Here is a 7,171-nt window from a genome sequence, read left to right as displayed (position 1 = left end):
CGCGCCAGATGCGCTGCGGCAACGACTGGCTGCAGGCGCTCGCGCGCAGCGAAAGCCCGCGCGATCGCGCCGCGATGGTGTCGATCTTCAGCTGGCACGATTCGATCGCCGGCCCGGCCGAAACCAGCTGGCTCGACGGCGCCCACAACGTCGCGCTGGCCGGCATCGGCCATGTCTCGCTGCTGCGCGACCCGCGCGCGTTCGACGCGGTGCTGTCGGCGCTGGACCGGCTCGCGCACGCCGCGGCTCCGGCCGCTTCCTGAGCGGTCTCGCCCTGATCGGTCGCTTCCTGAGCGGCCAACTTCTGACCGATCGATTTCCGTGGGCATCGCCGCTCGCCCCCCGTCGACCGCGGACCGCGGACCGCTTACCGCTTACCGCTTACCGCTTACCGCTTACCGCTTACCGCTGATCGCTGATCGCTAACGGCCGACGGCGAACCGCCGACCGCCTTTACGGTTGGTCACATGTCATTCATGTTTCCGTCATGGCGCCGTCATCGATGGCTGGCTCAATGCAGTCATCGCCGTCACCGGGGCCGCCATGGTCAGTCCACTCCGTTCCGCCCGGGCACATCTGGCCCGCGCCGCGCAGCGACTGCGCGGACGCTCCGACCCGATGCTGCCGCTGGCCGCCATTCCCGGCATGCCAGCCGCCTTCATGCCGCCCGGCCTGGACCGTGCGCCGACCACCGCCTTCCCCGCCGATACCGACCGCCTGAACCACCAGGACCGGCGCGACCCGGTTCCGGCCTCCGTCCCCTCCGCAGATCCGCCTGAAGTCGAGCGCTACCGCGCGATCTGGCTGTCCGACATCCATCTGGGCACGCCGGGCTGCCAGGCCGACTACCTGCTCGACTTCCTCAAGCACAACGAGTCCGACACGCTGTACCTGGTCGGCGACATCATCGACGGCTGGCAGCTGCGGCGCGGCTGGTACTGGCCGCAGAGCCACAACGACGTCGTGCAGAAGCTGCTGCGCAAGGCGCGCAAGGGCACCGAGGTCATCTACGTACCCGGCAACCACGACGAGGTCGCGCGCCAGTTCGACGGCCTGGCCTTCGGCGATGTGGTGGTGCGCGAGGAAGCGGTGCACGTGACCGCGACCGGCCGGCGCCTGTGGGTCGTGCATGGCGACCTGTTCGACGGCGTGGTGCAGCACGCGCGCTGGCTCGCCTACCTGGGCGACACGCTCTACACGCTGATCCTGGCGCTGAACCGGCATTTCAACCGCATCCGCGCGCGGCTGGGCTTTCCCTACTGGTCGCTGTCGCAATACCTGAAGCACCAGGTCAAGAACGCGGTCAACTACATCAGCTCGTTCGAACACGCGATGGTCGAGGAAGCGCGCCGGCGCGGCTGCGACGGCGTGGTCTGCGGCCATATCCACAAGGCCGAGATCCGCGAGGTCGACGGCCAGCTCTACTGCAACGACGGCGACTGGGTCGAAAGCCTGTCGGCGCTGGTCGAGACCATGGAGGGCGAGCTGAAGATCGTCTACTGGACCACGCTGCGCGACCCTGCGCAGCCCGTCGCGCGCCGCATGCGCAAGAGCGCGGCGACGGTGTAGCGCCGCGCCGCATGCCGATCGATCGCTGCTGGGCAACCGATACCGCGGCGCCGCCGCAAGGACACACCATGAAAATCCTGATCGTCACCGATGCCTGGGAACCGCAGGTCAACGGCGTGGTTCGCACGCTGAAGTCGACCCGCCGCGAGCTGCAGGCGATGGGCCATACCGTCGAGCTGCTGACGCCGCTCGAATTCCGCACGGTGCCCTGCCCGACCTACCCCGAGATCCGCCTGTCGCTGCTGCCCGGCGCGGCGGTGCGCCGGCGCATCCGCGAGTTCGCGCCGGACGCGTTGCATATCGCCACCGAGGGCCCGCTCGGCCTCGCTGCGCGCCGTCACGCGGTGCGCCAGAAGCTCCCGTTCACCACCGCGTATCACACCCGCTTTCCGGAATACGTGCAGGCGCGCTTCGGCATTCCGCTGGCCTGGACCTACCGCTTCCTGCGCTGGTTCCACGGTCCCGCCCAGGCGGTGATGGCGCCGACGCCGGTGGTGCTGCAGGACCTGCACCGCTTCGGCATCGAGCATGCGGTGCTGTGGACGCGCGGCGTCGATCTCGATGTGTTCGTGCCCCAGTCGGTCAACGTGCTGAACACCGCCCACCCGATCTTCCTCTACGTCGGCCGCGTCGCGGTCGAGAAGAACGTCGAGGCCTTCCTCGCTCTCGATCTGCCCGGCTCGAAATGGGTCGTCGGCGACGGCCCCGCGCTGCCGGCGCTGCGGGCGCGCTATCCGAACGCCAATTACCTGGGCGTGCTGAGCCAGCCCGAGCTTGCCAAGGTGTATGCTTCGGCCGATGTCTTCGTGTTCCCGAGCCGCACCGATACCTTTGGCCTGGTGCTGCTCGAAGCGCTGGCCAGCGGCCTGCCGGTCGCGGCCTATCCGGTCACCGGTCCGATCGATGTGCTGGGCGACAGCGACGCCGGCGTGATGCACGAGGATTTGCGCGAGGCCTGCCTCGAAGCGCTGCGCATCGACCGTGCCACCGCACGCGCGCACGCCGAACGCTTTTCGTGGCGCGCCGCGTCCGAACAGTTTCTCGCGCATCTGCGACCGCTGCACGGCATGCCGAACGGCCACGGCCAGACCGCGCGCCCCCGACAAGATCATGGCGAAACCCCCTCTTCCCTCCGACAACTCCGTGCCGAAGCCGACCTTGCCCCGCGAGAACGGCGACTACACGATTGAAGACAACCCCCACAAGGGCAACCGCGGCATCGCCCGCGCCTGGCGAGCCGCGGTCAATTCGCTGTCGGGCCTGCGCTATGCGGTGCTCGAGGAAAGCGCGTTCCGGCAGGAACTGACGCTGGTCGCGGTGCTGACGCCGCTGGCCTTCCTGCTGCCCGTGACCGTGGTCGAACGGATCCTGCTGCTGGGCACGCTGCTGCTGGTGCTGATCGTCGAGCTGCTCAATTCGAGCGTCGAGGCCGCGGTCGACCGCATCTCGCTGGAGCGGCACGGGCTGTCCAAGCGCGCCAAGGATTTCGGCAGCGCGGCGGTGATGCTGGCGCTGGTGCTGTGCGGCGGCACCTGGCTGGCGATCGCCGCCCCGCATGTGGTGGGCTGGCTGCGCGCGCTGATCGGCTGATCGGCTGATCGGCTGATCGGCTGATCGGCTGGGCGGCTGGGCGGCTGGGCGGCTGAGTGGACCGCAGCGGCATGGCGCCGCGGGGCCAGCTGCGATGCCATTGCATATAATCGCAGTCCGTCCATTCGCAGCGCGCCGGTCCGTCCGTTTGCGGCCCGCGCCTGTCCTAGCTTGCCCGGCCTCATGGAATCCAAACCCCAGACCGGTCCCCGCCGCACGCGGGACCGCATCCTCGATGTCTCGCTGCGCCTGTTCAACGAGGTCGGCGAGCCCAACGTGACCACCACCACCATCGCCGAGGCGATGGACATCAGCCCCGGCAACCTGTACTACCACTTCCGCAACAAGGACGACATCATCACGTCGATCTTCGCGCGCTTCGAGCAGGAAATGGAGCGCCGGCTGAAGCTGCCGGACGACCACAAGCCGACGCTCGGCGAAAGCTGGGGCTATCTGCAGTACATGTCCGAGTTCCTGTGGAACTATCGCTTCCTGTACCGGGACATCAACGACCTGCTGGCCCGCAACCGGATGCTGGAGACCAACTTCAAGCGCATCGTCGAGCAGAAGAAGCGCTTCGCGCAGGAGATCTGCCGCCAGTTCCTCGACGACGGCGAGATGGAAGCCACGCCCGAGCAGGTCGACGCGATCTGCACCAACATCGTCGTGGTCGCGACCTACTGGCTGTCGTTCCAGTTCGTGCAGCACCCGCGCCAGTACAACGATCCCGAGCAGATCCGCGGCTACCTGCACAGCGCCAGCTACCACATCTTCTCGATCCTCGCGCCCTATCTGCGCGGCAACGCGCGCCAGGCCTTCGATCAGCTCGCGCGCGAGTTCGCCGCCGGCAAGGCGCAGGCGGAGCCATCGGGCAAGGCCGGTGCGCCGTCGCCCTCCCACCCCAAACCACGACAGGAAGGAAAGCAGTGAAATCGGTTTGCGTCTATTGCGGTTCGAGCCCCGGCAATCGCCCGGAATACGCGCAGGCGGCGCGCGCGATGGGCCGCGCGCTGGCCGACAAGGGCCTGGCGCTGGTCTACGGCGGTGGCAAGGTGGGCCTGATGGGGATGGTCGCCGATGCGGTGCTCGAACACGGTGGCACCGCGATCGGCATCATTCCCGAGGCGCTGATGCACAAGGAGATCGGCCACGCCGGCCTGACCGAGCTGCACGTCGTGCGCAACATGCACGAGCGCAAGCAGATGATGGCCGACCGCGCCGACGCCTTCGTCGCGATGCCCGGCGGCATCGGCACCTACGAGGAACTGTTCGAGACCTTCACCTGGCTGCAGCTGGGCTATCACGCCAAGCCGGTCGGCGTGCTCAATGTCGCGGGCTTCTATGACGGCATGCTCGGCTTCCTGCGCCATGCGGTCGGCGAAGGCTTCCTGAAGCCGGAACATGCCGGCCTGCTGCGCGTGGCCGACACCCCGGACGGCATCATCGAGTCGCTGGCCAACGTGCCGCAGCTGCGCGTCGACAAGTGGCAGCAGGCGCGCGACAAGACCTGAACGCCGTTTCGGTTTCGCCAGCGGGCGCGTAACGACGCGCGCTGCGTATTAGCGTCGGGACTTCGGAACTTCGAAACTTCAGAACGCCAGAATCGGAACTCAGAACGAGGATCCCGGCTGCCGCAGGAAGGCCACTTCCTCGTCGGTGCTGGGCCGGCCCAGCACCGCATTGCGATGCGGAAAACGGCCGAAGCGTTCGATCACCACGCGGTGCCGCTCGGCCCATTCGACGACATCGACCCGCCCCGCGGTGTCCTCACGCAGCGCGGTCATCAGCTCGACCGCCGCGTGCTGGGCGTCCAGCGCTTCGGCATGCTCGAACGGCATATAGCAGAACATGCGGTGATACGGCGTCGGCAGGCAGCGATCGTCGCCGCGCTCGACCATCCCCCGGGCCAGCGCCAGCGCCTGCGCATCGGTGGCAAAGCTGCGCGGATCGCCGCGGAACATGTTGCGCGGGAACTGGTCAAGCAGCACGATGCGCGCGCAGACGGTTTCCGGCGCGACGTCGGCGGTGTTCTCGACGAACGACGACCACCCATCGGTGCCCGCATGCGCGGCTTCCCATGCGGGCAAAAATTCTTCCCGCACGCGCGCATCGAAGGCCTCGCTGCGGGTGAACCACATCGCCCGCTCGCGATCCCAGTCGGCCGAGTCGGGCGTGCCGAACCAGAACGCCAGGATGCGGGCGGCGAGGTTGTTGTGATTGATGTGGTCCATCGTTTCTCCTTGCTGCCGTCGTATCACCGCGCCACGTTGCGCATCCAGTCGGCCGTCTGGAACAGCGCCTGCAGCAGCCGCATCTGCAGATCCTCGGACAGGCCCACGTCCTGCATCGCCATCGCCATGCAACGCATCCATTGATCACGCTCGCTGATGCCGATCTCGAACGGCAGATGGCGGGCGCGCAGGCGCGGATGGCCGAAGCGTTCGATGAAATGGTTGGGACCGCCCAGCCAGCCGCACAGGAACCAGAACAGCTTGTCGCGCGAGCCGTCCAGCGAGGGCGGATGCAGCGCGCGCAGGCCGGCGAACTCCGGCTCCAGGTCCATCAGGTCATAGAAGCGGTCGACCAGCTCGCGCACGCGCGCCTCGCCACCGATCAACTCGTAGGCGGTGGGCTGCGGGGTCTGCTCGTCGGCAGCGTTGGGGGTGTCGGCAGTCTGCCGGGATACGTCGGACATTGCGGTTCGAATCAACGGAGTCGGTTTGCCGGCGATGGCGCCGCTTCATGGCCTTCGAGCCCTCCGAGCCCTCCGAGCCCTCCGAGCCCTCCGAGCCCTCCGAGCCCTCCGAGCCCTCCGAGCCCTCCGAGCCCTCCGAGCCCTCCGAGCCCTCTGAGCCCTTCAAGCCTCCCGCAGCGTCGCGAGTGCCGGCTGGCGCAGCACGTCGCGCAGGCCCAGCCAGCCGCCGGCAAAAGCGCACAGCATGCCAGAAACCACGCCGACCGGCACGATCCACGGATTGAGCACATAGGAGAAGTCGAACACGAAGCGCGACAGCGCCCAGCCGACCGCGATCGCGCCGATGCTGGCCAGCAGCCCCGCCAGGCCGCCGACCACCAGGAATTCGGCGTACTGCGTCTGCTTGATGGTCGCCGCCGACGCGCCCAGCGCCTTCAGCAGCCCGGCGTCGCGGCGGCGCTCGTCGCGCGCGCCTGCCAGCGCGGCATAGAGCACGGTCACCCCGGCCGCCAGCGTGAAGGCGAACAGGAACTGCACCGCCGCAATGACCTGATCCAGCACGCCCTGCACCTGCCGCAGGATCAGCTCGGTATTGACGATCGTGATGTTGGGAAAGCGCGCGCTCAGCGCATTGCCGAGCGACGCCTGCTCGGGCTTCAGGTGGAAGGCGGTGATATAGGTCTCCGGCAGCCCCTGCATCATCGACGGCGGCAGGATCACGAAGAAATTGACGCGCATCGAGCTCCAGTCGAGCTTGCGCAGCGAGGTCACCGGCGCCTCGATCTGCTGGCCCGCCACGTCGAAGCGCAGCGTATCCCCCAGCTTCACGCCCAGCGTCCTGGCGATACCCTCCTCCATCGACGCCTCGGGCCGCTTGCCGTCGAACCAGCGGCCGGCCACCACGCGGTTGCCCTCGGGCAGCGCATCGGTATAGGACAGGTTGAATTCGCGCTCGACCAGATTGCGTGCACGGCCCTCCTCGTAGCGCGAGGCCTGCACCGGCTCGCCGCCGATATGCGTCAGCCGGCCGCGCACCATCGGATAGAGCAGATCGTCGATGCCGTCGCGCGCCAGCATCTGCCGCAGCGGCTCGCGCTGGTCCGGCTGGATATTGATGATGAAGCGGTTCGGCGCGTCGGCCGGGGTGGCGTTGCGCCACGAATCGATCAGGTCGTTGCGGGTCATGCCGAGCAGCAGCAGCGCCATCAGGCCGACCGCCAGCGCCACCGTCTGCAGCACCGTGACCGCGCGGCGGCGCTCCAGCACGGCCAGCGCAAAGCGCCAGCCCACCGCGCGGCCGGCCGACTTGCCGCCGAC

Annotated in this window: 8 protein-coding genes and 1 pseudogene; 6 read left to right on the top strand and 3 right to left on the bottom strand. The window is 68.2% G+C overall.

Annotated elements, in window-relative coordinates; translation table 11 throughout:
• From AC6EI8_RS22485 to AC6EI8_RS22460, 6 genes and pseudogenes are all read left to right on the top strand, one after another.
• Window positions 1-263 (top strand): annotated as a pseudogene (locus AC6EI8_RS22485) (esterase/lipase family protein); the annotation flags it as partial.
• A 280-nt stretch (window positions 264-543) separates the two neighbouring features.
• A complete protein-coding gene (locus tag AC6EI8_RS22480) occupies window positions 544-1,569 on the top strand; it encodes a UDP-2,3-diacylglucosamine diphosphatase (RefSeq protein ID WP_149319399.1) in 1,026 nt (341 codons plus the stop codon).
• 68 nt (window positions 1,570-1,637) lie between these two features.
• Complete coding sequence (locus tag AC6EI8_RS22475) at window positions 1,638-2,759, top strand: glycosyltransferase family 4 protein (RefSeq protein WP_149319400.1); 1,122 nt, start codon at window positions 1,638-1,640, stop codon at window positions 2,757-2,759.
• A complete protein-coding gene (locus tag AC6EI8_RS22470) occupies window positions 2,680-3,159 on the top strand; it encodes a diacylglycerol kinase (RefSeq protein ID WP_149319401.1) in 480 nt (159 codons plus the stop codon). The genes AC6EI8_RS22475 and AC6EI8_RS22470 overlap by 80 nt, the downstream gene beginning before the upstream one ends.
• Window positions 3,160-3,342: 183 nt before the next feature.
• Complete coding sequence (locus tag AC6EI8_RS22465) at window positions 3,343-4,089, top strand: TetR/AcrR family transcriptional regulator (protein ID WP_149319402.1); 747 nt, start codon at window positions 3,343-3,345, stop codon at window positions 4,087-4,089.
• Window positions 4,086-4,670, top strand: a complete 585-nt coding sequence (locus AC6EI8_RS22460; protein ID WP_149319403.1) for an LOG family protein — start codon at window positions 4,086-4,088, stop codon at window positions 4,668-4,670. The genes AC6EI8_RS22465 and AC6EI8_RS22460 overlap by 4 nt, the downstream gene beginning before the upstream one ends.
• Before the next feature lie 99 nt (window positions 4,671-4,769).
• Here AC6EI8_RS22460 and AC6EI8_RS22455 read toward each other — a convergent pair whose 3' ends face one another.
• From AC6EI8_RS22455 to AC6EI8_RS22445, 3 genes are all read right to left on the bottom strand, one after another.
• Window positions 4,770-5,390 carry a DUF924 family protein gene (locus tag AC6EI8_RS22455; RefSeq protein WP_498382915.1) on the bottom strand — a complete coding sequence of 207 codons (621 nt, stop codon included), beginning with the start codon at window positions 5,388-5,390 and terminating at the stop codon, window positions 4,770-4,772.
• Between the two features lie 23 nt (window positions 5,391-5,413).
• Window positions 5,414-5,854, bottom strand: coding sequence for a group II truncated hemoglobin (locus tag AC6EI8_RS22450; RefSeq protein WP_226109181.1), 441 nt, complete (start codon window positions 5,852-5,854; stop codon window positions 5,414-5,416).
• A 162-nt stretch (window positions 5,855-6,016) separates the two neighbouring features.
• A partial coding sequence (locus AC6EI8_RS22445; protein WP_498382914.1) for an ABC transporter permease occupies window positions 6,017-7,171 on the bottom strand: 1,155 nt, incomplete at its 5' end.

Source organism: Cupriavidus sp. R6-3 (assembly GCF_059772245.1).
Note: the sequence above shows the minus strand (reverse complement) of the source record. Positions and strands in the feature narration are given on the sequence as shown.